We start from the raw sequence: 21,081 nt of genomic DNA, 5'->3' as shown, positions 1-21,081 counted from the left end.
ATAGCAGCCGTATGAGTCGAGAGGCTTCCATACGGTTCTGGGAGGGCGTTAGGGTGAGATTCCTTGGCTCTACTCAACTAAGCGGTGCTTATCGCCGCGTATTGAGGGATGGCACGGCGCATGAACTCATCGAACAGCGGAACGGTAAACGCCATATCACCATGAGACGAGCTGTAGATGTCGATCAGCTGCTCAATCTCTTCCCCCGACTGGCGCACCGGGTCCTGCACCGCCTTGATCGAATCCGCTTCCGCCAATGGGCCGACATCAGGAAAACTGAACAAGCGTTCCGCGTACGATTTCGACTCACCCACCAGCGCCGGCAAATTCGGCAGCCCGGGGGCTGGCGACACTGGTCCCGTCACTGCTGGCGTGGCTCCAATCGATCTGGTCACATTGACGCAGTTGGGTCAACAGCACCAAGTGAAGACGATCCCAGATCCCTTGAGTCTGCCAGTCGCGTAGACGCCGCCAGCAGGTCATCCCACTGCCAAACCCCAGCTCCCGCGGCAGATCCTCCCAAGGGATGCCAGCGGTGAGGACGAACAGGATGCCATTGAGGGCGGCCTTGTCATCCAGGCGAGGACGGCAACCTTTGCGTGAGCGAGACACTGTTGGCAACAGCTGCTGCAACGATTCCAGCGTTTCTGACTGACAAGACTGCGTTTCATGCTTGCCAGATGGGACTTCACGTCGGCATCAAGTAGGTTTTGTTAGCGGCTCTTAATACTAATATACCAATCAGTTCGCCGCCGTAGTCACCTTGGTGCTCAACATCGGCGCAACCGTGTTCCAGCGCTCCGAGCTGCGCCGTGCGCTGTTGACGCGAGTCGTTTCCGCCAGCGCCCCCATAGTCATTGCCATCCACACTGTTGCCCAATAGTGAGGCAATCGACACTGCTCGACCAGCACTGACGCACGCAATGTTTGCGGCAGACAGGCATCGGAAAACACTGTAAGCACAGTGGCCCCCTAAAGTTTGCCACGGTTAACTCAGCATTACGCAACATTCAGGACCAAGAAAACATACCAGAAACAAGCGTGATGTTGCGTCACAAACAAAGGAATATCAGAAGGTTATGCAACACTTAGAAAGCCACCATGACTTCGTGTAATAAGGATTATGTCAAATTATTGGCAATAATGTCTATTATAGCACTTATGGGTATTTGTCCTTTCATTGTGGTGGCCTGTACTGGGTTTGTCCGTTGCGTCTGCCGTCGTCATGTTCCGTCGTCGGCCAGCCCGGTTCTCCAGGTGCATTTCCGACAATCGGAAGACTTCCAGGAATGGCGGCGTCTCGTTGGTGAGTTCTTTGCCTGCCCCCGCACATGTGGAACATGTTCAGGTCGCTTTAGCCGGCTTTTGTCGCGCTTACATCACATTGCTCTTTCACTGAGAGACGAATGTTTGGTCTGTTCCTGTACAGCGGCCGGTTTGCCAAAGCAGGGCTTACGATGGAGAAAGGCGTGGGCGGGGTACTAGCGGACGTTGTTGCTAGGCCGGGTCTGAACATGCCACTTCTCTCGATTCTTCCCATCAAGTAACTTGCCAGCCCCGATACGCCCTCCATCGGGGCTGTTTTTTGGGCACAAGAACCAAACGGGGACGTAATCCAAGCGGACTCCCACGCTGCACGGAACGTGAAACACAGACTCTACGACTCGGACATTACCCAATTCATGCCGCACCGCGAGGTGCTGCGGATTTTGCAATCACGTTCCTACGGCGCGACTGAGCGTCAAGAGGCTTCAGTTGGGTGGCGCAATCCGCGTCAACGGAGTGCGGATGACTCCAATAATCAACGTTGAGCACGATTTGGGGAACAGAAATCCTGCAAGATCACTCCGAAATTTACATACAATTCGAAAGTAAGGAGCCGGTCTTCCTGAACGGCAAGATGGGTCTGTTCGCCAAGGCGATGATTAGTTTGCGCTGGCTACTGTTCTAAGGATGGCTTGGGTGCAAGCAATCACTTTGAGGCCGGGGGATTCATTCGCTCCGCGGTTGGGCTGCGCTGGTCGGATATCCAGTTCCACTTCCATGCGCTACGCCGGCGATAAGCCGTTCAAAGGGCACGGCTTCATGGTGCTGGCCGAACCGAGCAAACCCAAAAGCCGTGGCTCCATACCATTCCGTTTGGTCGGTATCGTGACTATAGCCGGCACAGTTAACGCGCTTCTTTAGTAAGCGAGAGGAGTCAACATGGACTTTCCATACCATTCTTTGTCGGCCCTTCCTCTTTCTGGACATGCGGATTTGATGAAGTCTGATGACGAGGCTTCGCCTGCATTAGGTCTGGACAGCTCCGCCATCGAGGTGATGACCGATCTGAGTAAAGTCCAACCGGTTACCATCGGGCAGGATGAAAGTCTGGATGAGGCGCATGCACTGATGGTACGCCGAGCCATTCGGTTGTTGTTCGTGGTGGATGAAGCCGGCCGTCTGTCTGGGCTGGTGACAGCTACTGATGTGTTGGGCGAGCGTCCGCTGCAATGCCTGCGCGAACAAGGCAAGAAGCGTACTGACTTGCTTGTCAGCGATGTGATGACCCCACGGCATCAAGTGGACGCATTGTCGCTACGGGAGGTCCATGCGGCCAAAGTCGGTCATATGTTGGCGACCATGCAGCAGCTTGGCCGGCAGCATGCACTGGTTGTTGAGGGTGATGTGGTGTGCGGCCTGTTCTCCACGTCCCAGATCGCGCGCCGACTCGGTATTTCCCTACATTTCATTCCTGCTTCCAGAACAATCTCGGAAATGTGCCATTTCATGCAAATGGGCGGCTAACTATTTGGACCAGGTGATTCTTCCACTCAGTGATGTGACTTGGGTGCCTGACCAGGGTTGAGCATCAAATGTCAAACAATCACTGTGAGCTTTGTTAATGAAATGGACGCCCCCTTCCGGGGCGTCCATTTCATTAACAGCACCCGATGGCACTGGGCCTCGGCCTGTCGTTGCTGGTGATTGGCGTCTTTGGTGGTGCCGTTCTGCCATGCGCCGGTGGGTGGCTGACGATGGTGAAAGCAGGCTTTGGCAAGGCAGAAGTTTGCTTGATGTGCTTTCCTAAGGAAAGGGAGGAAAGGGAGGAGCGATATGGATCGAGTAAGTACCGGCACCTTTGGTCTGACGCAGCAATGGAACCTGGAGCACTATCGACGGGTTTGCGAAGCTCGCAAGGCCGCCGGAATAGCTGAGCGAGACACGACAAGGCTCACCGGACACCCCCTGCTCGGCAAGTCGGTACGCCACAAGCAGACGCGTTGTTGCTTCGTTATCGAGCATGTCATCCTGACCTGGTGGCAGGGCTGGTATCTTCAGGCCATTGCCCGCCCGTATGGAGAGCAAGATACCGTGGCCCTAATTATCGGGACAACGACGTCACAGGATCCGGATATCCTGGTTGCGGCGGCCCATTTCGAGGAGGACTACGAGGTGATGGCCGACGTGTCTGAGCCCGTGCACTAAATGATCGGGTAAACAGAAAGCCCAGCAGCAGGCCTAATGCCAGTCAGTTAGCGCTGACTGGCATTTTTCGTTGGATATTTATGTGCCCTGTTCTTGACGACCCGTGGGTAATGCCGGCCTGGCCTGCGAGGGGGTAATATAAACAGCCGGGACTGCTCCAGCAAACGCGCCAGTTGTGCTGGCAACGTGCTGGCAGACGCCATGCTGGCAAAGCACAACACATTCAGTATCGCGTAACTGGCAGTGTGGAAACTGATGCGCCGCGGCTCCACCTTGGCATGCTTCGCCATCTCGCGCATCCAGCGCCGTAGTAGTGTATAGGCGATCAGCACTCCCCATAGCTCCTGGCGTACCAACTCAGGCTGTTTGCTACGGAGCACTGGCTCGGCATCCTGCAGCGACTGCTTGATTTCCCGAAACCCCAACTCGATTTCCCAGCGTTCACAGTACAACCGGGCCAGTACCTCCGCCGGATGGGCTTGATGGTCCATCAGGGACGTCAGGTAACGTCGCTTCTGCCCGGCAACCTCCACCTCAATCAAGCGAGCCTGCCAATGGCGGGGAAGCTCAGGGTGCTGCCGGCGGGCCTGCGGGGAAACCGGCATGCGGATCACGCTGTCGCCAGGGGCCAATAATGCCACCTCCTCATAGCGCAACTTGTCCTTGGCCCGCATCAGCCAGTGCCGTGATACGCCCTGCCCCTGCCACTGCAGCAGGAAGGCTGCCGAGAAGTAGGCTCGGTCAAACAGCGTGAGGGAATGATCCAACCCTTGCAAAGACGTCGCGAGGGTCAGCTCGCCGCAGTCCATTCCGCCCAGTCGGGCATCCAGCAGTTCATGGCTGAGGGTATCCATCAGGCACACGGCACGAATCTGCGTCCACGGCAAAGCGCCGTGCTGCGTGCGGCAGCTCCCGAGTTGCTGGCGATTCTCGGGGGTATCCGGGGCGCACCAGACCACGCCGTCAACCGCCAGTACCCGTAAGGCCTCACTGTGCTGTGGGCGGCTCCAGGCCTGGGTGAGCAAGCCGAACAGGTGCGCCAGTGGCTCGTCGCCCAGGCGCTGACGAGCTTGCACGCTGGCGCTGGGCACTGGCAGTGCCTGTTCATCCAGGCTTAATGCCAGTTGCTGTACGACTTGCCATAACGGCAAGTTCCGAAATAACGCCAAGCCAATCACCAGCCAGACGGCATGGTCAGCGGGCAACTTGCGCCGCCGGATGGAGGCCTTGCCAGTGGCGGCGAGCGCCTGTTCGATCCAGGCTGGATCAATCAATGCGGCCAACGTTTCCAGACGTGCGGGGACGCGGGGCAGGGTTTCACATAAGGCGTGTTGGAGTAGGCTCATCCAGCAAAAAAGGGAGCATGTTGAACATGCTCCCTTTTTACAGGCCCTGTGCTCCGAAGTCTTAACTGACTGGCATTAAGCAGCAGGCCGGGCTTTTCTGTTTCTTGAAATCGCATGCCTGGTTGGTGGATTTCGGTAAGCTGCGTATCCGCTTCAAGATTGGCCTTGCCTCGATCAAGTCTGCCATTAGGTACACGCCTGTGGTTAGGATGCTTATCCATTAGTTTCGTTCTGTAGCCTGTCGATACTGCCGCGGTGTAAATCCGGTCAGAGCCTTGAATTGCCGGCTGAATGCGCTGTGATCAGTGTAGCCGCACTGTAGTGCCACATCGGTAATTAACATGTCGGTATGAAGCAACCGATGCGCATGCTCCAGACGCGCCTTGTGGATCATTTGCCGCGGCGTTAGATGAAATACCCGCTTGCAGTACCGTTCCAGTTGCGCGGCTGAAATACCGGCAATCCTCGTTAACTCATCCATGGTAATGGGGAGATTGAAATTGGCACGAATGTATTCGTCCACTGCAACAAGGCGCTGATAAGCAGGATGCGTGTTGCTAGCCGATTGCAGGTCGACCGATACGCCCATCAACCCGATGATTTCTCCGTTTCGGTTGTATAACGGCCATTTATACGTCAGGCACCAACCAGGCTCGCGGCTCTTATAAAGATGCAGCTCCAACTGGTGCTCAAGAACCAATCCCTGCTCCAGAACCCGTCGATCCTGCTCTGTATATCCAGGGCCCAGCTGCGCTGGAAATACCTCAGCGCTGGTTTTACCCAACAACGGCTGCAGCTGCTTTAAGCCGCAGCGCTGCACCAAAGTGCGATTAGCATTAAGGTAGCGCGCCTGCACGTCCTTAATGAATATTGCCGCATTCGGAATAACATCCAGCATCGGTAGCAACGGCGCCATGCCCGCCAGCAATTCCTCGATGGTTTCAGGACGACGCTGCTCATCCCCCTGGCACAACATCGCAAGTGCGTTCGGTGTCATGAATTCCACTCCCCCCGGTATCCGTGCAACTCCCCTTCCAGTACCTGCTCCAGGGGCAAGCCAAGAAGCTTGCAGCAAGGCTTGCGTCATGTCGAGCCGCTCATGAGGCTGCAACACAAGCCGCACACCACCAATGCAAACTATGCCGATTTCGTCATCCAAAATGAAGAAAACCATCAAGATCATAGGCATCGATGAGGTCATTCTATGGCCATCGAAATGCGCTGCAGGGCTCATGCTGGATTCTCAATAAGTACGTCGTCGTAACCACAGTTTCATCCTGAGCAATTCCCAGCATGAGGACTCCAGGTGACGACACACCTGCCTATCCAATAAGCCACAAGAGGGCGAAACCATGTCAGGCAAGTTCAAGAAACAACTTTCATTGCCTGGATGGTGCCGGAGGGCGGCAGCAAAGGTGTGTTCGGCACCAATCCGCTTGCCTTCGCCTGGCCACGGCGGGGCCGCGAACCTTTTGTGTTCGACTTCGCCACCAGTGCGATCGCCGCGGCGATATTGAGTTGCACGCTCGCCAGCAGCGACCTATTCCGTTGGGTTGGGCGGTAGATGCCGACGGCATGTAGACCACCGATGCACACGCCGCTCTGACCGGCGCCATGCAGACCTTCGGTGGGCACAAGGGCTCGGCGCTGGCAGCGATGATCGAGCTGCTGGCCGGTGCGTTGATTGGCGACATGACCAGCGCCGAATCCCTGGCCTTCGACGACGGTGTCGGCGCGACGCCTTGCCATGGAGAACTGCTGCTGGCCTTCGACCCAGCACGGTTTCTCGGCGATGACCTCGCGCAAAGCCAACAACGCGCCGAACAGTTGTTCACAGCCATCACCAGTCAGGGCGCGCGGTTGCCATCGCAGCGCCGTTTCGAGGCTAGGAAACGTTCCGAACGTGACGGTGTCTGGGTGGACCGCAGCCTGCTGCAGGAGATCGAGGGCCTGCTGAACTAATGAATGACTCAGCGTCTGGCAGGACTGTATTCGAAGCTTATTGGTTCTTTTAAATGGACAAGTTTATGAAACAGGTACACATCATCGATTCCCACACTGGCGGCGAACCCACTCGCCTAGTGATGAAAGGCTTTCCCGAGCTGGCCGGCAGCACCATGGCAGAGAAGCGCGACGCACTGCGCGACCAGCATGACAAATGGCGTAGAGCCTGCCTGCTGGAGCCGCGTGGTAACGATGTGCTGGTCGGCGCCCTGTATTGCGAACCGGTGTCGCCAGATGCCACCTGCGGCGTGATTTTCTTCAACAATGCCGGCTACCTCGGCATGTGCGGCCACGGCACCATCGGCCTGGTCGCCTCGTTGCACCACCTGGGGCAGATCCAGCCCGGCGTGCACAAGATCGACACCCCGGTCGGCTCAGTCAGTGCCACCCTGCATGACGACGGCACGGTGACCCTGCGCAACGTACCGGCCTACCGCTACCGTCAGCAGGTTCCGGTCGATGTGCCCGGCCACGGCCGCGTCTACGGCGATATCGCCTGGGGCGGCAACTGGTTCTTCTTGGTCGCCGATCACGGGCAGTCGTTACAGCTCGATAATGCCGAAGCCCTGACGGAGTTCACCTGGGCAATGCTCAAGGCCTTGGAGGACCAGGGCATACGCGGGGAAGACGGCGCCCTGATCGACCATGTTGAGCTGTTTGCCGACGACGACCAAGCCGACAGCCGCAACTTCGTCATGTGTCCAGGCAAGGCCTACGACCGCTCGCCCTGCGGCACCGGTACCAGCGCCAAGCTGGCGTGCCTGGCGGCCGACGGCAAGCTGGCCGAGGGCGAGCGCTGGGTTCAGGCCAGCATCACTGCCAGCCAGTTCGAAGGCCGCTACGAACGAGAAGGCGAGCGCATCCGCCCGTTCATCACCGGCCGTGCCTACATGACGGCTGACAGCACCCTGCTAATCGATGAACAGGATCCCTTTGCGTGGGGCATTTGAGCTACCACGTCAGACGCCGCCCCTGCGGCCCCTTTACCTCTATCACCCGAATGAATGCTTCAAGGAGCAAAACTAATGAGCGATAACATCTTCACCGGCTGCATTCCGGCCCTAATGACCCCATGCACCGCCGAGCGTAAACCGGACTTCGACGCTCTAGTGGCTAAGGGTCGCGAGTTGATCAACATCGGTATGAGCGCCGTGGTGTACTGCGGCTCCATGGGCGACTGGCCGTTATTGACCGAAGCCGAGCGTCAAGAAGGCGTGGCGCGTCTGGTGGCTGCCGGAATCCCGACCATTGTCGGCACCGGCGCGGTGAACACCCGTGAGGCTGTCTCCCACGCGGCTCATGCGGCCAAGGTTGGCGCCCACGGCCTGATGGTCATCCCCCGTGTGCTCTCCCGTGGCGCTTCGCCGGCCGCTCAGAAGGCGCACTTTGCCGCCATCCTCAAAGCCGCCCCAGGCCTGCCGGCAGTGATCTACAACAGCCCTTACTACGGTTTCGCCACCCGCGCCGACCTGTTCTTCGAACTGCGCCGCGAGTACCCGAACCTGATTGGCTTCAAAGAATTCGGTGGTGCCACCGACATGCGCTACGCCGCCGAGAACATCACCTCCAAGGACGATGAGGTCACGCTCATGGTCGGTGTCGATACCCAGGTCGTACACGGTTTCGTCAACTGCAACGCCACCGGCGCCATCACCGGCATCGGCAACGCCCTGCCGCGCGAAGTGCTGCACCTGGTGGCCCTGAGCAAGCAGGCTGCCAAGGGCGACGCCAAGGCCCGCCGCCTTGCCCGCGAGCTGGAGTCGGCGCTGGTGGTGCTGTCGTCTTTCGATGAAGGCTGTGACCTGGTGCTCTATTACAAGCACCTGATGGTGCTCAACGGCGACAAGGAATACACCCTGCACTTCAACGAGACCGACATGCTCAGCGATGCCCAGCGTCGTTACGCCGAGAACCAGTACGCGCTGTTCCGCGAGTGGTACCGCAATTGGTCGGCAGAACTGAACGTCGCCTAACGTACAGCCCCGACCTTCACGGCGGCGCTCCGATGCGCGTCGCCTCTTGATTGTGTTCTCTGTGTAACCACCTCGTTGCACAGCCGGGTTACCCTTTTTCCAGGAATCGCCATGACTTTGACAGGCAAGATGCTGATCGGCGGTGAAGCTATCGCCGGCAGCCGCGAAACGATCCGGGCAATCGATCCGGCCACCAACAAACCGCTTGAGCCAGGCTATCCCGGCGGCTCCGGCGAGCATGTGGACCAGGCCTGCGCCCTGGCTTGGGCAGCGTTCGATCAATATCGTGAGACGTCACTGGCGATCCGCGCCGAATTCCTCGAAACCATTGCCAACGAGATCGAATCCCTTGGCGATGAACTGGTGGAGCGCGCCGTGGCTGAAACCGGCCTGCCGCGTGCCCGCATCCAGGGTGAACGAGGCCGCACCTGCGGCCAACTGCGTACTTTCGCCCGCACTGTACGTGCCGGTGAATGGCTGGATGTACGTGTCGACACCGCATTGCCAGAGCGCCAGCCGCTACCGCGTGCGGACTTGCGCCAGCGACAGGTGCCGCTGGGCCCAGTAGCGGTGTTCGGCGCGAGCAATTTCCCACTGGCCTTTTCCGTCGCCGGCGGTGACACTGCCTCAGCCCTGGCGGCCGGTTGTCCTGTAATCGTCAAGGCCCATGGCGCTCATCCGGGTACTAGCGAGTTGGTCGGCGGCGCTGTTGCCCGTGCCGTGACGAAGTGCGGCCTACCCAAAGGCGTATTCTCGCTGTTGTTCGGCTCTGGCCGAGAAGTGGGTATTGCCCTGGTCAGCGACCCGCGCATCAAGGCCGTAGGCTTTACCGGTTCGCACAGCGGCGGCATCGCCTTGTGCCAGGCTGCCCAGGCCCGTCCTGAACCGATCCCGGTCTATGCAGAAATGAGTTCGATCAACCCGGTGTTCCTCTTCCCAGCGGCCCTGCAGGCACGTGCCGAAGCACTGGCACAGGGTTTCGTCGCCTCGCTGACTCAGGGCGCGGGCCAGTTCTGCACCAACCCGGGCTTGGTGATCGCCCGTCAAGGCGCGGATCTAGACCGCTTCCTCGGCGTCGCCGCAGAGCACGTTCGGCAAAGCCCGGCACAGACCATGCTCACACCGGGTATCTTTGACGCCTACCAGGCCGGTGTCGGTTCACTGGCCAAGCACCCCCTTACCCAGGCAGTTGCCGCTGGCCTGAGCGCTGAAGGCCCAAATCAATGCCAAGCCCATCTGTTTGTGACCCAAGCACGGGACTTCCTTTCCGACCAGGCCCTGCTGACTGAGATATTCGGCGCTGCGTCCCTGATCGTGCAATGTGCCGATGATGAGGAAGTGCGCCAGGTCGCTGAGCACCTGGAAGGCCAGCTGACCGCGACCTTGCAGCTGGACGAGCCCGATCTGCAAAACGCCAGGGCCTTGCTACCGACCCTGGAGCGCAAGGCCGGCCGCCTGTTGGTCAATGGCTGGCCAACGGGTGTCGAGGTGTGCGATGCCATGGTCCATGGCGGGCCTTTCCCGGCTACCTCCGATGCACGGAGCACCTCGGTGGGTACTGCCGCGATCCTGCGCTTCCTGCGCCCGGTCTGCTATCAGGACTTCCCGGACAGCCTGTTACCTGCCGCACTACAGCAGAGCAATCCGTTCCACTTGCGTCGCCTGCTCGATGGCCAAAGAGAAGTCTAGGTTATGTCGAACTCCTTGCCTTCAAGTGTGGACATCACCGTGATTGGTGCAGGCATCGTTGGCGTTGCCTGCGCCCTGCAGCTCGCGCGCCAGGGCCTGCGGGTGGTGGTAGTCGACCAACAAGACCCTGGCCGGGGCGCTTCGTTCGGTAATGCCGGGCACCTTGCAACCGAGCAGGTGTTTCCCATTGCCGATCTGTCGATCCTCAAGCGCCTGCCGGGCATGCTCATGGACCCTATGGGTCCGCTGCGCTTGGACTGGAAGTACCTGCCACGCGCCTTACCATGGTTCATCCGGCTGTTGTTAAACCTGCGCCCGGAACCGTTCCAGCGTACCGTGGCTGGCATACGTGCGCTCAATGAAGGCAGCCTTGGCGCATGGCAGCGGCTGCTGAAGGCAATCGCTCGCCCCCAGCTGTTGAAGGAAGACGGCTCATTACTAGTGTTCGAACGCGCCGAGTCACTTCAGGCGATCGAAGCATTACAGGCGCGCATGCGCGAACAGCAGGTCCCGGTCGAAATGTGGCCGACCGGGGCCATCCGCGAGATGGCTCCACAGTTGAGCGAAAGAATCCAGGGTGGGTTGTTCTATCCTCGTACAGGACACTTCCTTGACCCGTACCAGGTGGTTTGCGAGCTGGTAGAAGCGGCAAAGGCCAGCGGCGTGCAGTTCGTCAAGCAACGAGTCGAGAGTGGACAGCTGCATGAGAACGGCGTTTCACTGGCCACAGACCAAGGTAGTCTGGCGACCCGTCAGGTACTGATCGCCTGCGGTGCCCACTCAGCAAAGCTCACTGCGGCGCTTACCGGCAAACATGTGCCTCTGGATACTGAGCGTGGCTACCATCTGATGCTGCCTCATGAGCACAAGCGGCTGCCATTCGCGGTCACCTCGCTAGAACGCAAATTCATCATGACCCCTATGGCGGGGGGACTGAGGCTGGCTGGCACCGTGGAGTTCGCCGGCCTTGAGCAGCCGCCGAACATGGAGCGTGCTTGGCAATTGCACCGGCTGAGCAAGGGCCTGTTCAGTCGCGACCTGAACGCCGAGGATGCCATACCGTGGATGGGCTTTCGGCCGTCCTTGCCGGATTCATTGCCGATCATTGATCGGGTGGGTAACGGCAAGGTGCTACTTGCCTTCGGTCATCAGCATCTGGGGCTGACCCAGGCTGCGGTCACTGCCGAGCTTGTCGCACAGATGGCAGTTTTACCGACCTCCTCCAGGGTTCCCTCTGGGTTGATGCCACTGGAAGCCTACAGGCTAGACCGCTTCTAATGCGACACACATGCTCGTGCTCGTTAAGTATGGTTCTGGCTTAGAGTCGCTAACAAAACCCTTCTGGGAAGATGTTCTTGCCGGTGGGCTTTTGTTCGGAGTTCACAGTTTACAACGGGGAGGAACTGGTTTATGTGCTGGAGGGCCAGGTGCAGTACCACTTGGAAGACGGAGATTTTGAGTTGTCGCCGGGCGATTCGATTCACATCGATTCGCACCGCAAGCATCAGCTCAAAAATATCGGCCCTGTAGAGGCGGTGATCATTTCCATCGGCACGTTGCCATTGTTCAATTCATAGCGCCGGTTGCGGCCAACATCGCGACTATAGCCGGCACACAGCAGGGGGCAAGCATGACAATTGGAGTAGGCGGCAGCAGCAGAGAGCAGGCGTTGGCCGCATTGCAGGATATGACGGCGGGAGTCGTACCTATAGCGCTGCTGGAATACCGCCAGCGCATCGCCTCTGCGCAGCAGCGCATGCGCGAATTGGGCATTGGCGCCTTGTATCTGCACGCCGGCACCAGTCTGAATTATTTCACTGGCCTGCAGTGGCATCCCAGCGAGCGCATGGTGGGAGCGATTGTGCCCTGCCGTGGCGAAGTGCAATTTATTGCGCCGTGGTTCGAGTTGGGCACCGTGCGCGACTTCATGGTACTGGAAGGCGAAGTGCATAGCTGGCATGAGCACGAAAGCCCCTATCAGCTGCTGGCCGGTATTATGCGAGGACTGCAGCAGGATGGAGGGCTGGTGCTGGCAATCGACGGGAGCACACCGTTCTTTACCGTGGACGGTATCGCCAAAAGCTGCCCGGAAGCACAGTTGATCGATGCCAGGGACGTTATCACCTGGTGTCGCATGTGCAAGTCGCAGGCCGAGCTGGCTCTGATGCAGCGTGCCAAGGATATGACACTGGCGGTGCACAAGGCGGCAGCCAGTATCCTCCATGAAGGCATTACTACTACCGAAGTGCAGGCCTTCATCCAGCAAGCGCACCGCAAAGTTGGAGCCAGCGGCTCCACCTTCTGCATTGTGCTATTCGGCGGCGCCACGGCATTTCCGCATGGCGTGAAGGAGCCACAGACGCTGCAGGCCAACGACATGGTGTTGATTGATACTGGCTGCGCTTTGCATGGCTACCTTTCCGATATCACTCGCACCTATGTGTTTGGCACGCCGAACGAACGCCAGCGCCAGGTGTGGAACGCGGAAAAGGCGGCCCAGGCGGCTGCTTTCGCCGCGGCGCAAATCGGCACCTGCTGCGGTGATGTAGATATTGCTGTACGTAAACAGCTTGCATCAGATGGTTTTGGCCCTGGGTATTTGCTGCCAGGACTACCTCATCGGACAGGGCATGGTATTGGACTCGACCTCCATGAAGGGCCATATTTGGTTTCATCCGACGATACGCCACTGGCGCCTGGCATGTGCTTCAGTAATGAGCCGATGATTTGTGTGCCGGGTGAGTTTGGCGTGCGTTTGGAGGATCACTTCTATATGACGGAAGACGGTCCACGCTGGTTTACTACGCCATGCCATTCAATTGATGACCCATTTGGACATGCAAGTCACTATTCTGGCTAGACGTTGATCGGGACCTGAAATCCGGCATTGGTGCAGGTTTGCGCTAGATGGTGTCGTTACGAGTCGTACCGCTGTGAGAGCCCCCCGTTACACTGCGAGCGTGAACGACCTTGCCATGCTCACGACCCTGGCTCATCGCCGGCATGACCTCTCCGACACGACTTGGTGTTTGCTGGAGCCACCCTCCCCAGCCGACAAGGCTGCTGGGGAGGTGTCTCACGCGACAATCGCCGCTTCATCAACGCCGTGTTCTGGATGTTGCGCACCGGTGCGCCCTGGCGTGACATACCGACGGTATTGTCAAATTCAAGTTAAGAATGAGAGACCGAACGACAATGCGGTGTTTGAGGAAAACGGACTCATGCGGCGAGGCGTCCAAGCACCGGGGCGCAACTTACCCTTTCCCAAGCCTCAAAGGCCCGGATGCGCACCCCGCGCTGGTGCTGCGCATTCGTGTTATAGCGTCGTAGCGGCCGAGCATGAACAGATTGCTGACTTGATCAGGGACCGACGTGAATCGTTGCCGATGGCTAGCTGATTTGACACGGTGCATCACTTTCTCGCGCACTCGCGTTGGCTGGTGCGAGTGCTCCGCCCGGTTATTCAATACTTTGTACTGACGGTGCTCAACATTCAGCCCCAGATCCCAGTTTTCTGCGGCGCAGCTTCTGAGTTTGTCCTACTGGCGTAAGTTCCATCTTGGAGCCTGTGAAGACCTTCGTGATCTTCCACTTTAGGCGCTCTGATACCGTCGGCCCGTGAGGATCCAACTTCCTTCCTCTAGCCCGTCCTCACGGTTCGCGGGGATGGGAGACGTTCATCTCATCCTCCTCGACCGAACACCCAGCCACCCTGACATCCGGTTAGGGTGTGCTCCAATCTGACACAATGAGCTACAAGCCAAACGAGGCGCGCGTGGCGGCATGAATGCCATCGGCTTAGCGTGCTTTATTTTCCGAACTCTGCGTGCTCCTCTCATAGTCCGGATCCATGCCGCGCGCAGCCAGCACCTCCTCGACCATGCGCAGATTCAGCTGAAAACGGTAGTACCACCACACCGTGTAGCTGATAATCGGTACCCGACGTAATAGATAGCGTTGGCCATGTACGGTTTCATGACAGCCATTTTCATGCAGGCTCGCCTAGCTCAACAAGCTGTAGTACCCCCTGTTTTTTCAGAAGTTCCGCAAACTCTTCGCGCGGTACTGCACGGCTGAATAAAAAGCCCTGTCCGCATAAGCAGCCTTTCTCTACCAGAAACTGGCGCTGTTCTTCCAGTTCTACACCTTCAGCGACTAAATCCAGTCCCAAACTGCGTGCGATAGAAATGATGGCTTGAGTGATGGCGGCATCGTCGCGGTCTTGATGCAAGTTCTTGATGAAGGATTGATCGATCTTTAGGCCTCGTACCGGTAAACGTTTTAGGTAAGATAATGATGAATAACCGGTACCGAAATCATCGATGGACAGATAAATGCCTAAGGTCTGCAGGCGATGCAGCACTTCTACCATGCCACTATCTTCATCCATGGCAACGTTCTCGGTAATTTCCAGCTCCAACACCGAGCTATCAAGATCATATTTTTTGAGTATACGTGACACAGTCTCAACAATGTTTGAGTACTTAAGCTGGAGGCCAGATATATTGGCGGCAATACGGCCATCCAACAACCCAGCATCGCGCCAAGAGCGAATGTCTGCACAGGTGGTGTCAAGAACCCACTCTCCGATGCTAGTAATCAGCGAGCTTTCTTCGGCGATAGGAATAAATTGACCGGGCGAAATCATCCCCATTTCCGGATGGCGCCAGCGCAGCAAGGCTTCAGCTCCGACAATACGAGTGCTATCAAGTGCCACTTTGGGTTGATACCACACTTCCAACTCATTTTTAGCCAAGGCTCTATGCAGTCCGTACTCCAACTTCATTCGCTCAATAGCGCTGGCGTTCATGTCAGCCGTGTAAAACTGAAAATTATTCTTGCCTCGCTCTTTTGCCCGATACATCGCGGTGTCGGCATTCACCAGCAGTTCGTCAGCAACCGAACCATCTTCGGGGAAGATACTGATTCCTATACTAGAAGAAATGAATACCTCGTGTCCGGCCACGCTGGACTTCGCCGAAATAGCATCCAAAATGCTTTGCGCCCAGTAGGCAACCTGCTGCATCGAGACTATATTTTCCAGCAGGATCGTGAACTCATCCCCGGACAGCCTAGATACAGTGGATAGGCTCGGTACGATGTGCTGCAGTTCATTGGCAATACGTATCAGCAATTCGTCACCAGCATGATGGCCCAGCGTATCGTTGACCTGCTTGAAACGATCCAAATCGATAAACAGTAAGGCAAAGCGTCGCTCATACTGCTTCGCCTGCCCTACCGCCGACTGCAACTTCTCAATAAACAATGTGCGATTAGGCAGGCCAGTAAGTGCATCGTGGTTAGCCAAAAAGTGGAGGCGCTCTTCCGCCAGTTTTCGCTGCGTGATGTCAGAAAATACTGCCACATAATGCTGGGGCTCGCCATGCTCATCACGGATTGCCGTAATGCTTAGGTGCTCGGTGTACAGCAAACCATTCTTGCGACGATTGACTATTTCGCCTTGCCAGGATCCTTCCTGATGCAGACAACGCCACAGATATTCGTAAAACTCAGGGGGCTGCTTACCGGATTTGAGAATAGCCGGCGAATTTCCGACTGCTTCATCACGGCTATAACCGGTAATACGGCTGAATGCCGGGTTAATTGATCTAATAATGCCTTTGGCATCAGTAATAATGATGCCTTCCATTGTGGATTCAAACACCTTGTCAGCTAGCAATAGGCTTTGTTGGGACTTCAGCAAAGCTTCATCGCGTTCGCGCAGGGCTTCATGCAGCTCCAGCAGGAATTCGTGCTCGATGCTCTGGATAATTTCGCGAAAACCGATGATATGAACCAACTGGTTATGGTCGTCAAACACCCCCAAATGACGAATCTGGTGGTGTAGTATCACCTGTCGCGCCTGCAGCAGACTGGTGGAAAGCGGCACACCAACTAACGGCCGGGTACATACTTGGCCCAGTTCGGCATGCCTCTGCCCGGTGGCGACCAGCCGCACTACGTCGCGCTGAGTGAGGATGCCAAAGCTGCCATCAGAAAGCTGTATACCGACAGCGGTTAAATTTCTCTGACGCATAGTATTCACGGCCACCGGCAAACTATCGGAACCCTGAAGAATGACTGCAGGATGCGCATTAATAGCACCCACCCGCTTGAGTCCAAGAAACGCCTCGGGACCTTGACACAACACCACATCAGACAGGGAAACCATACCAATGATAGTTTCGAATTTCTTTACTAACGCATGGCGAATGTTGTGTTGGCGAAACTTTACCACCGCATCATGCACGGTCATGCTGTGAGGCAAGGTGATAACTGGACTACTCATGACATCCTGAATGGGATGCTGGTAACTAGCCTCTTCTGAGAGGTCGACATGCAATGCATCAGACTCGGTCCAGATACCCAGAACCTCACCTTGTGTATTCATGATGACTATGGAACCGCAGCCGGACTGCACCATCAAGCTGGCAGCTTCATAGATAGGTGTTTCGGGTCCGCAACTGAGGATGTCTGTCGAGGCGATGTGCTCGATGGGCTGCAGTAACAATGAAATCATCAGAAATCTTTATTTCTACCTTGAATATTCTAAATGAATTATACGCTTTACCTTGAGAAATTGGGTAGCATGTGATGTGACACTACGCCACTTTGGGGTGACCTGCGCCCATAAACAGGGCTACCCGAAACTTAGTAAAGTTCGTTTTCCGCATGGAGAACGGACTTGAAGAAGCGATTTTCGGAAGCGCAGATCATTGGGTTTCTGAAGCAAGCCGAGGCCGGCGTGCCGGTGAAGGAGTTGCGCCGCCAGTACGGCTTTTGCGATGCCTCGTTCTACACTTGGCGAGTCAAGTTCGGCGGCATGGATGTCGCCGACGCAAGGCGACTGAAGGAACTCGAAACCGAGAACGCCAGGTTGAACGCCTACTGGCCGAACCCATTCTCGATGCCGAAGCACTTGCGGCCAGGAGCCTCATGCGCAAGCTGCTCAGGAAGCACGGGCGTGCACCGCGCCATGTTGGTCCTCCTCCGCGCACCACCGCGAATGCTTCCTGCACGCTGAGGGTGACCAGCACATCGTCGAGGAGCCATGTATCACCTCGCCCCAGGGCGGGGATGAGCCGGGCGATGCCCTGGCCGAACGTTACTGACCAGCGCCTTACCGTCTCGCCGCATCAGATCGATACCGCGCGCAGCCAGCACCTCCTCGACCATGCGCAGGCTCAGCGGAAAACAGTCGCACCGCCAACCGCTCGCAAGGTCATGGTTAATTGGATAGACGCCCCCTTCCTGAGTCGGCATCGGAGGTGTGAAGAATTCTGTGTAAACGGACTTTTGACAGGAAACTTGAACCGCCCCGGTTTTCGCAGAGACCGGTTGGTTCAAGTTAGGTGAAAGCTGCCCAGCTCAGAGTCCCATCATGCGCTAGGGATGTCGGCCGCCCTCAACATCGCCTCAGCTACCTGTGGCAGCGCAGCCAGCAGGGGATGCCCAGGCTCATAGGTCTGACTCGCGGCGTAAGCGCCTTCAATCAGCAAAGCCAAGCCATTGGCCAAGGCTTGCGCATCTTGAGCCCCGGCCTGCGTCGTCAACTCCAGCAGGCGACGCATCAGTCGCGTCTTGTTTTCCGCCACCATGCGACGTGCAGGGTGAGCAGGGTCGGGAAACTCCACCGCGATATTCACGAACGGGCAACCTCGATATCCAGGCTGTGCAGCACGGCCGGCAAGGTCGATGAAGAACTGCAACAGTTGCTCGCGAGGCTTGTCCGGGTGTTTGGACAGGCTGGCGTTGAAGTAATCCCAGAACTTCTCGTCTCGCCGCGCCAGGTAGTGCAACAACAGATCATCCTTGGACTCGAACTGGCGGTACACGCTCATCTTGTTGACGCCGGCGCGCTTGACGACCTCGTCCACGCTCACGGCGCGTGCGCCCTCCCGGTAGAACAACTCGTCTACCGCCTCCAGTATCCGTGCCTGTGCCTCCGCCCCTTGCAAGACCTTGCGTGTCGGTTTGGCGGCAGCATCAATCTCACTGCTCATGACATTCTCCTCGTTGCAGTTGACATGTTACCGATCAGTACATACCATCGCAACACAATGTGACTGACTAGTAACAAGTATCAGCAGGCGGAACCGCGCCACAGGAGAACCCGATGCAACTTATCGCCAATTGGACCAGAGGGCGCTTTCATTACGCGTGGGTCGCCTTGGGTGTCACGTTTCTGGTGATGTTGATTACTGCCGGCACGCGCGCGACCCCCAGCGTGATGATGGTGCCGCTGGAGCATACCTTTGGCTGGAGCCGGGCGACGATTTCGCTGGCACTGTCGATCAACCTGGCCTTGTTCGGTCTGATGGGGCCATTCTCCGCCGCCGCCATGCAGCGCTTCGGCTTACGCAGGACGGTACTTGTCGCGCTTGCGGCGCTCGCTGTCGCAATCGGCTTGTCGAGCCTGATGCAACAAACCTGGCAGCTGTGGCTGATCTGGGGCCTGATCGTGGGCTGTGCTAGCGGGGTGACCGCCATGACGCTGGGAGCCACGGTGGTGAACCGCTGGTTTGCCGAGCGGCGCGGCTTGGCCATGGGCATCCTCACGGCCAGCTCCGCTACCGGCCAACTGGTGTTCCTGCCGCTCTTAGCCGCCATCGTCGAGCACTATGGCTGGCGCCAGGTGGTGCTAACCGTCGCGGGAGGAGCGGCGGTGATTCTGCCCCTGGTCTACCTGTTGCTGCCCGAACGGCCAGCCTCGCTGGGTTTGCCGCTATACGGTGAGCCGGCCGATGCGCCACAAACCACCAACGACAACCGCCAGAACCCCATCGCCATCGCATTCGGTGCGCTTGGGCGCGCGATGAAGGTGCGTGACTTCTGGTTGCTGTTCTTCAGTTTCTTCGTGTGCGGTGCCAGCACCAACGGCTATATCGGTACCCATTTCATCGCCATGTGCGGTGACTATGGCATCAGCGAAGTGGGCGGCGCCAGTATCTTGGCGGCCATGGGTGCGCTGGATCTAATCGGCACTACCTTATCAGGCTGGTTGTCGGACCGCTTCAACAACCGTGTGCTGCTGTTCTGGTACTACGGTCTGCGCGGCCTGGCGCTGATCTATCTACCCTACGCCTTTGGCTTTTCCTACTTCGGCTTGCCGCTGTTCGGGCTGTTCTACGGGTTGGATTGGGTGGCGACGGTCCCGCCCACCGTGCGCCTCACCAACGATGTGTTCGGCAAGCAGGATGCCCCCATTGTGTTCGGCTGGGTGGTGGCCGGCCACCAGTTGGGTGCGGCGTGCGCGGCCTTGATCGGCGGTATGTTGCGTAACAGTCTGGGGACTTACACGTTGGCCACCATGATGTCGGGTGGGCTGTGCCTAATCGCTGCCATCCTGGTTCTGCGTATTCATCGCCGCGCCTTGGTGCCTGCCAAGGTAGGAGCATGATCAACCAACCGCCGAACAGATCACTCAGCGTCAGCCTGGCATCGGCTCGCGGTAATCGTACAGCAGGACGTTGGAGTGCTGGCGCGCAAGCGTAACCTATACATGCGCTGGCTCAAGCAGTAGTGGAGCGGCAGCCCCCCCTACAATCGCTCGTCATTCTATGGCAGTAACGTTCGGGTGGTTTAAGGTAATGGTCATCCTGAGGGCGTCCATTTCATTAACAAAGCCCAGGTTTACCGGAAGCTGCAATTGAAAGAGATCGCAAAGCCTTGCTTCCAGTGCACGACATCTTGAAGCATCCGTTCGTTGCTTTCGCCAAGGGACAGTTATTCCGACCTGCCGTTACTACAACTGTGTGTCTTCGTCCTGTACTAAGGGGAGGCCGCGTACCAATAGTTTCTGTCTAACAACAGGACCGATAACGACCGACAGCGCCAATACCAAGCTGAATAGTAACACCAGTAAACTCACTATCTTTCCCCTTATAGCGAGTGATCGACCGAAGCTGATTTTATGCCAAACGAACCAGGCACCCCATGCGGCACCGCAAGTAAGTTATCAGAAATTGCTTTGGGTTGCCGGGGGTTCCAGCGCCTGGCTAGACCGGCTTTTTTACCGCAGCGTTGATGAGTATTCGCTGGCCAAGTCGATCTCTAAATATTTCATTTGACATATGAACAACTATCAATTTATCCCCAAATACTCCTCCATACAAGGGGCAGCAAGTGATAATTTAACGGATTCAAGAACGAGTCCAAGCCCACCTTCCGGAGAGGCGGGCGCGTAATCCGCACAGGTCATTGCCAACAAAACAGACACCGTGCCGTGCTTATTCGTCATTTCAAAAGAGTCGGGCGCGAATGGCAAGGAGCTAACAACTGTTACTTGAAATTTGCTCCTAGTTGTTTATAACTGCTCACTATGAGCAAGCAATATCGAATCAATGAGTTCGCCAAGCGCATCGGTCGAGCGACCAGTACGGTTCGCCGCTGGGAACGAGAAGGCAAACTGACGGCTAAACGGATGCCGTCGGGACACCGTTATTTTGACGAGTCGGATGTTCGCACCATACTAGGTGGTGCACCGGAACGTCGGCTGACGGTGGTGTATTGCCGGGTGTCCCGCGCCGGTCAAAAGGATGATCTGGAATCTCAGATCAAGGCGATGGAAGCGTATTGTCTGGCCGGGGCCATTGCTG

At 57.3% G+C, this 21,081-nt stretch carries 17 protein-coding genes and 4 pseudogenes; 15 read left to right on the top strand and 6 right to left on the bottom strand.

Going from position 1 to position 21,081, the window contains the following annotated elements; genetic code table 11:
• Nucleotides 1-77 precede the first annotated feature (77 nt).
• Both QU481_RS17550 and QU481_RS17545 read right to left on the bottom strand, forming a co-directional pair.
• Entirely contained in the window at nucleotides 78-353 is a 276-nt protein-coding gene (locus QU481_RS17550) for a hypothetical protein (RefSeq protein ID WP_289831319.1), read from the bottom strand.
• Nucleotides 319-671, bottom strand: a pseudogene (locus QU481_RS17545) (transposase); the annotation flags it as partial. The gene QU481_RS17550 and the pseudogene QU481_RS17545, both read right to left, overlap by 35 nt.
• A gap of 1,534 nt (nucleotides 672-2,205) precedes the next feature.
• Between QU481_RS17545 and QU481_RS17540 the strand changes: the two are divergent.
• The 3 genes from QU481_RS17540 to QU481_RS17535 all read left to right on the top strand — a co-directional run bounded on the left by QU481_RS17540 (nucleotide 2,206) and on the right by QU481_RS17535 (nucleotide 3,471).
• On the top strand, nucleotides 2,206-2,790 hold the full coding sequence (locus tag QU481_RS17540; protein ID WP_289831318.1) for a CBS domain-containing protein: 585 nt from the start codon (nucleotides 2,206-2,208) through the stop codon (nucleotides 2,788-2,790).
• 146 nt (nucleotides 2,791-2,936) lie between these two features.
• Nucleotides 2,937-3,200, top strand: a complete 264-nt coding sequence (locus QU481_RS24010) for a cytochrome c biogenesis protein CcdA (protein WP_435382748.1) — start codon at nucleotides 2,937-2,939, stop codon at nucleotides 3,198-3,200.
• Nucleotides 3,100-3,471 (top strand): hypothetical protein, encoded by a 372-nt coding sequence (locus QU481_RS17535; protein WP_289831317.1) that lies wholly within the window; start codon nucleotides 3,100-3,102, stop codon nucleotides 3,469-3,471. The genes QU481_RS24010 and QU481_RS17535 overlap by 101 nt, the downstream gene beginning before the upstream one ends.
• Before the next feature lie 47 nt (nucleotides 3,472-3,518).
• Here the strand turns inward: QU481_RS17535 and QU481_RS17530 are convergent, their stop codons facing one another.
• Together QU481_RS17530 and QU481_RS17525 are read right to left on the bottom strand one after the other, a co-directional pair.
• Nucleotides 3,519-4,817 (bottom strand): IS4 family transposase, encoded by a 1,299-nt coding sequence (locus QU481_RS17530; RefSeq protein ID WP_289831316.1) that lies wholly within the window; start codon nucleotides 4,815-4,817, stop codon nucleotides 3,519-3,521.
• A 220-nt stretch (nucleotides 4,818-5,037) separates the two neighbouring features.
• Nucleotides 5,038-6,051, bottom strand: a complete 1,014-nt coding sequence (locus QU481_RS17525; RefSeq protein WP_289831315.1) for an AraC family transcriptional regulator — start codon at nucleotides 6,049-6,051, stop codon at nucleotides 5,038-5,040.
• Between the two features lie 156 nt (nucleotides 6,052-6,207).
• Between QU481_RS17525 and QU481_RS23920 the strand changes: the two genes are divergently transcribed.
• The 9 genes and pseudogenes from QU481_RS23920 to QU481_RS17480 all read left to right on the top strand — a co-directional run.
• Nucleotides 6,208-6,381 (top strand): Ldh family oxidoreductase, encoded by a 174-nt coding sequence (locus QU481_RS23920; RefSeq protein ID WP_353962193.1) that lies wholly within the window; start codon nucleotides 6,208-6,210, stop codon nucleotides 6,379-6,381.
• A gap of 29 nt (nucleotides 6,382-6,410) precedes the next feature.
• Nucleotides 6,411-6,779, top strand: a pseudogene (locus QU481_RS17515) (Ldh family oxidoreductase); the annotation flags it as partial.
• A 65-nt stretch (nucleotides 6,780-6,844) separates the two neighbouring features.
• A complete protein-coding gene (locus QU481_RS17510) occupies nucleotides 6,845-7,771 on the top strand; it encodes a 4-hydroxyproline epimerase (protein WP_289831313.1) in 927 nt (308 codons plus the stop codon).
• 75 nt (nucleotides 7,772-7,846) lie between these two features.
• Nucleotides 7,847-8,794 (top strand): dihydrodipicolinate synthase family protein, encoded by a 948-nt coding sequence (locus QU481_RS17505; protein ID WP_289831312.1) that lies wholly within the window; start codon nucleotides 7,847-7,849, stop codon nucleotides 8,792-8,794.
• A 111-nt stretch (nucleotides 8,795-8,905) separates the two neighbouring features.
• Nucleotides 8,906-10,483: an aldehyde dehydrogenase (NADP(+)) gene (locus tag QU481_RS17500; protein WP_289831311.1), complete on the top strand. Its 1,578-nt coding sequence runs from the start codon at nucleotides 8,906-8,908 to the stop codon at nucleotides 10,481-10,483.
• A 3-nt stretch (nucleotides 10,484-10,486) separates the two neighbouring features.
• Nucleotides 10,487-11,761: an NAD(P)/FAD-dependent oxidoreductase gene (locus tag QU481_RS17495; RefSeq protein WP_289831310.1), complete on the top strand. Its 1,275-nt coding sequence runs from the start codon at nucleotides 10,487-10,489 to the stop codon at nucleotides 11,759-11,761.
• A gap of 83 nt (nucleotides 11,762-11,844) precedes the next feature.
• Complete coding sequence (locus QU481_RS17490; RefSeq protein ID WP_289831338.1) at nucleotides 11,845-12,060, top strand: cupin domain-containing protein; 216 nt, start codon at nucleotides 11,845-11,847, stop codon at nucleotides 12,058-12,060.
• Between the two features lie 53 nt (nucleotides 12,061-12,113).
• On the top strand, nucleotides 12,114-13,343 hold the full coding sequence (locus tag QU481_RS17485; RefSeq protein WP_289831309.1) for a M24 family metallopeptidase: 1,230 nt from the start codon (nucleotides 12,114-12,116) through the stop codon (nucleotides 13,341-13,343).
• Nucleotides 13,344-13,458: 115 nt separating this feature from the next.
• Nucleotides 13,459-13,634 (top strand): annotated as a pseudogene (locus QU481_RS17480) (transposase); the annotation flags it as partial.
• 837 nt (nucleotides 13,635-14,471) lie between these two features.
• On the opposite strand, the gene QU481_RS17465 reads toward QU481_RS17480, so the two are convergent.
• The gene (locus QU481_RS17465) at nucleotides 14,472-17,003 is read right to left on the bottom strand and encodes an EAL domain-containing protein (RefSeq protein WP_289831308.1); all 2,532 of its coding nucleotides are present in this window, start codon (nucleotides 17,001-17,003) and stop codon (nucleotides 14,472-14,474) included.
• A 165-nt stretch (nucleotides 17,004-17,168) separates the two neighbouring features.
• Between QU481_RS17465 and QU481_RS17460 the strand changes: the two are divergent.
• A pseudogene (locus tag QU481_RS17460) lies at nucleotides 17,169-17,404 on the top strand (transposase); the annotation flags it as partial.
• A 458-nt stretch (nucleotides 17,405-17,862) separates the two neighbouring features.
• Here QU481_RS17460 and QU481_RS17455 read toward each other — a convergent pair.
• On the bottom strand, nucleotides 17,863-18,486 hold the full coding sequence (locus tag QU481_RS17455; protein ID WP_289831307.1) for a TetR/AcrR family transcriptional regulator: 624 nt from the start codon (nucleotides 18,484-18,486) through the stop codon (nucleotides 17,863-17,865).
• Between the two features lie 113 nt (nucleotides 18,487-18,599).
• Here QU481_RS17455 and QU481_RS17450 point away from each other — a divergent pair, with 113 nt between their 5' ends.
• Both QU481_RS17450 and QU481_RS17445 read left to right on the top strand, forming a co-directional pair.
• Nucleotides 18,600-19,883, top strand: coding sequence for an MFS transporter (locus QU481_RS17450; protein WP_289831306.1), 1,284 nt, complete (start codon nucleotides 18,600-18,602; stop codon nucleotides 19,881-19,883).
• A 921-nt stretch (nucleotides 19,884-20,804) separates the two neighbouring features.
• Nucleotides 20,805-21,081: MerR family transcriptional regulator (locus QU481_RS17445; protein ID WP_289831305.1), on the top strand; the 277-nt coding region annotated here is incomplete at its 3' end.

Source organism: Crenobacter oryzisoli, from assembly GCF_030385785.1.
In the GTDB taxonomy this organism is placed as follows: Bacteria; Pseudomonadota; Gammaproteobacteria; order Burkholderiales; family Chromobacteriaceae; genus Crenobacter_A; species Crenobacter_A oryzisoli.
Note: the sequence above shows the minus strand (reverse complement) of the source record. Positions and strands in the feature narration are given on the sequence as shown.

Bases quoted from the DNA above. Each gene is read 5' to 3' on its own strand.
- QU481_RS17540 (WP_289831318.1), top strand. From the start codon at position 2,206: ATGGACTTTCCATACCATTCTTTGTCGGCCCTTCCTCTTTCTGGACAT.
- QU481_RS24010 (WP_435382748.1), top strand. From the start codon at position 2,937: ATGGCACTGGGCCTCGGCCTGTCGTTGCTGGTGATTGGCGTCTTTGGT.
- QU481_RS17535 (WP_289831317.1), top strand. From the start codon at position 3,100: ATGGATCGAGTAAGTACCGGCACCTTTGGTCTGACGCAGCAATGGAAC.
- QU481_RS17530 (WP_289831316.1), bottom strand. From the start codon at position 4,817: ATGAGCCTACTCCAACACGCCTTATGTGAAACCCTGCCCCGCGTCCCC.
- QU481_RS17525 (WP_289831315.1), bottom strand. From the start codon at position 6,051: ATGAGCCCTGCAGCGCATTTCGATGGCCATAGAATGACCTCATCGATG.
- QU481_RS23920 (WP_353962193.1), top strand. From the start codon at position 6,208: ATGGTGCCGGAGGGCGGCAGCAAAGGTGTGTTCGGCACCAATCCGCTT.
- QU481_RS17510 (WP_289831313.1), top strand. From the start codon at position 6,845: ATGAAACAGGTACACATCATCGATTCCCACACTGGCGGCGAACCCACT.
- QU481_RS17505 (WP_289831312.1), top strand. From the start codon at position 7,847: ATGAGCGATAACATCTTCACCGGCTGCATTCCGGCCCTAATGACCCCA.
- QU481_RS17500 (WP_289831311.1), top strand. From the start codon at position 8,906: ATGACTTTGACAGGCAAGATGCTGATCGGCGGTGAAGCTATCGCCGGC.
- QU481_RS17495 (WP_289831310.1), top strand. From the start codon at position 10,487: ATGTCGAACTCCTTGCCTTCAAGTGTGGACATCACCGTGATTGGTGCA.
- QU481_RS17485 (WP_289831309.1), top strand. From the start codon at position 12,114: ATGACAATTGGAGTAGGCGGCAGCAGCAGAGAGCAGGCGTTGGCCGCA.
- QU481_RS17465 (WP_289831308.1), bottom strand. From the start codon at position 17,003: ATGATTTCATTGTTACTGCAGCCCATCGAGCACATCGCCTCGACAGAC.
- QU481_RS17455 (WP_289831307.1), bottom strand. From the start codon at position 18,486: ATGAGCAGTGAGATTGATGCTGCCGCCAAACCGACACGCAAGGTCTTG.
- QU481_RS17450 (WP_289831306.1), top strand. From the start codon at position 18,600: ATGCAACTTATCGCCAATTGGACCAGAGGGCGCTTTCATTACGCGTGG.